Source organism: Paenibacillus sp. KS1 (assembly GCF_001680695.1).
GTDB lineage: Bacteria > Bacillota > Bacilli > Paenibacillales > Paenibacillaceae > Paenibacillus_B > Paenibacillus_B suaedae.
The window spans coordinates 1-1,801 of the sequence record NZ_MAIS01000212.1; the positions used below are offsets into that span (position 1 = coordinate 1).

A 1,801-nucleotide genomic window follows, 5' to 3' on the forward strand; every position below is an offset into this window, starting at 1 on the left:
TTGATAACACGATCAAGCTGTTTAAACAGAACCGTAGAGGGAGCATGTAATATAACCCAGTGACCGTCCGGTAATTTCCTTCGCATATGCAGCAAATGAGAGCATGACATAATGGAGCCCAAAAAGAACAAAGACATGGTAAAAGGGTACGATATGGCAGGTAGTACCAACAAAAAGAAATGGAAGCGAGAAAAGCAATTAGGGGAAGGGGAATAATACTAAATATGTATAACCAAGAAAAGAACAGGAAACATCGCAGTCGGTACATATAAAGTTATGAGTTGTATGGTACTGGACAGTGAAAAGTTCTAACGCTTAAGAAGCCAGAAAATCCTCGTCAATATCAGGCATTTCATGCTTGGAACGAATTATTTGGGTTATGGATAAATGCGGATTTTGGGCAAACAAGCGAAAAATAGACTTGCGCAAATACACCACCACGGTCGCCTCAGAAACGACGGTCTTGGATGGCGTTCGGAGATAGCGGAAGAGCAGGTTAGGAGCGCACTCAGAAAAGCGCAAGGAGATCATCTGTACCAGTCCCGTTGCGAAGCAACTGCACATGACGAATCCTTCGATGGCCTGAAACGTCAATCGAATCCGCTGTCTGTCTTTCTCGTCGGTGACCTGCTCCAACGGATGTGGTTCTCCCTTTTTAAGATATCGTTTCAGCTTCGGCATCGGCTTGCTCCAGAAGCGGTAGCCGAAGGCGCCGAGTTGAGTAGCTGTCGTGTGTAGCATTATCTACTTCTGACTTGATTTGAAATTAAAAATATAAACCTTTGCCCACTGGCTGAACAGTTTCTAGCACAGTGTCAACCATTTCTTCATTAATTAGGGTTCTTATAATCCAAGCTGAGAGATCTTGAGCAGCAAAACAACCTGCGGCAGTCGAGATATTTCCTTCGTTTACGAAACTTTGCTCAATAACGTCTACATCAAATTCTTTAAGTTGTTCTACTACGGATGGATATGTAGTTGCTTTTTTGCCAGTTAACAATTTTTTAGCTCCTAGTAGTAGTGAACCAGAACACATAGAGCCTATTAATTGTCTTTGAGGATCTACATGAATGCTATTAAGATATTCTTGATTTTGATATAAATCTTGTACACCCTTACCACTTGCAAATATTACAGCGTCAGCGGAAGGAATATCAGATATGCTTCCTGTCATGGGGATACGTAAGCCAGACATGGATATATGAGTTTTTTCCGTTCCTAATAGTTGGACATTCCAATCAGAAATACCGCCAACTAGACGTACACGATTTAATAAATCCCATGGTAAAAAAACATCTATATCAGTAAAGTTATCGAAACAGACTATTGCAATTTTCATTCTCTAGCCCTCCATTATAAAAATATTAAAAACATTTTAATTATAACAATTTCAAGTGGAGGTAACGAGGTTTAAATTGTTTAATAACTGGATATCGCCCCAGCGTTACCAAGCTGAATTCGATTCGTTATTGTCGGCTGCGCTGAAATCCATTATTAACAAAGAGGAAACGCTCGACGATGCGGTTGCCGAGCTTCAGATCAAGGGGCAAAGAAATGTTAGAACGATTGCGGGAAACCAGGTAGGGGCAAAAGTGAATTAAAAAGGCTCTTCGCTATATGGGATGGGTAAGAAGCCTCCATCTGGCCGCATTTTATTTCTGATTTTATTCTTAAATTATATTCAGATTATGTTAAGTTGAATCTTATTTATTCAATGTTAGCATAAAAGTAGAACTCATCAATTCATACATAGGAGCAAATGAAATGAATCTAAAAAAAGCAATTCTAGCGTCTATGATCG

General features: G+C 39.8%; 3 protein-coding genes. 1 reads left to right on the forward strand and 2 read right to left on the reverse strand.

Features of this window, described 5'->3' with window-relative positions; translation table 11 throughout:
* Nucleotides 1-315 precede the first annotated feature (315 nt).
* Together BBG47_RS27865 and BBG47_RS27870 are read right to left on the reverse strand one after the other, a co-directional pair.
* Nucleotides 316-741 (reverse strand): hypothetical protein, encoded by a 426-nt coding sequence (locus tag BBG47_RS27865; RefSeq protein ID WP_065294446.1) that lies wholly within the window; start codon nt 739-741, stop codon nt 316-318.
* Between the two features lie 25 nt (nt 742-766).
* Entirely contained in the window at nt 767-1,339 is a 573-nt protein-coding gene (locus BBG47_RS27870) for a DJ-1/PfpI family protein (RefSeq protein WP_065294447.1), read from the reverse strand.
* Between the two features lie 76 nt (nt 1,340-1,415).
* On the opposite strand from BBG47_RS27870, the gene BBG47_RS27875 reads away from it, so the two are divergent.
* A complete protein-coding gene (locus tag BBG47_RS27875; RefSeq protein WP_065294448.1) occupies nt 1,416-1,601 on the forward strand; it encodes a hypothetical protein in 186 nt (61 codons plus the stop codon).
* Nucleotides 1,602-1,801: the final 200 nt, after the last annotated feature.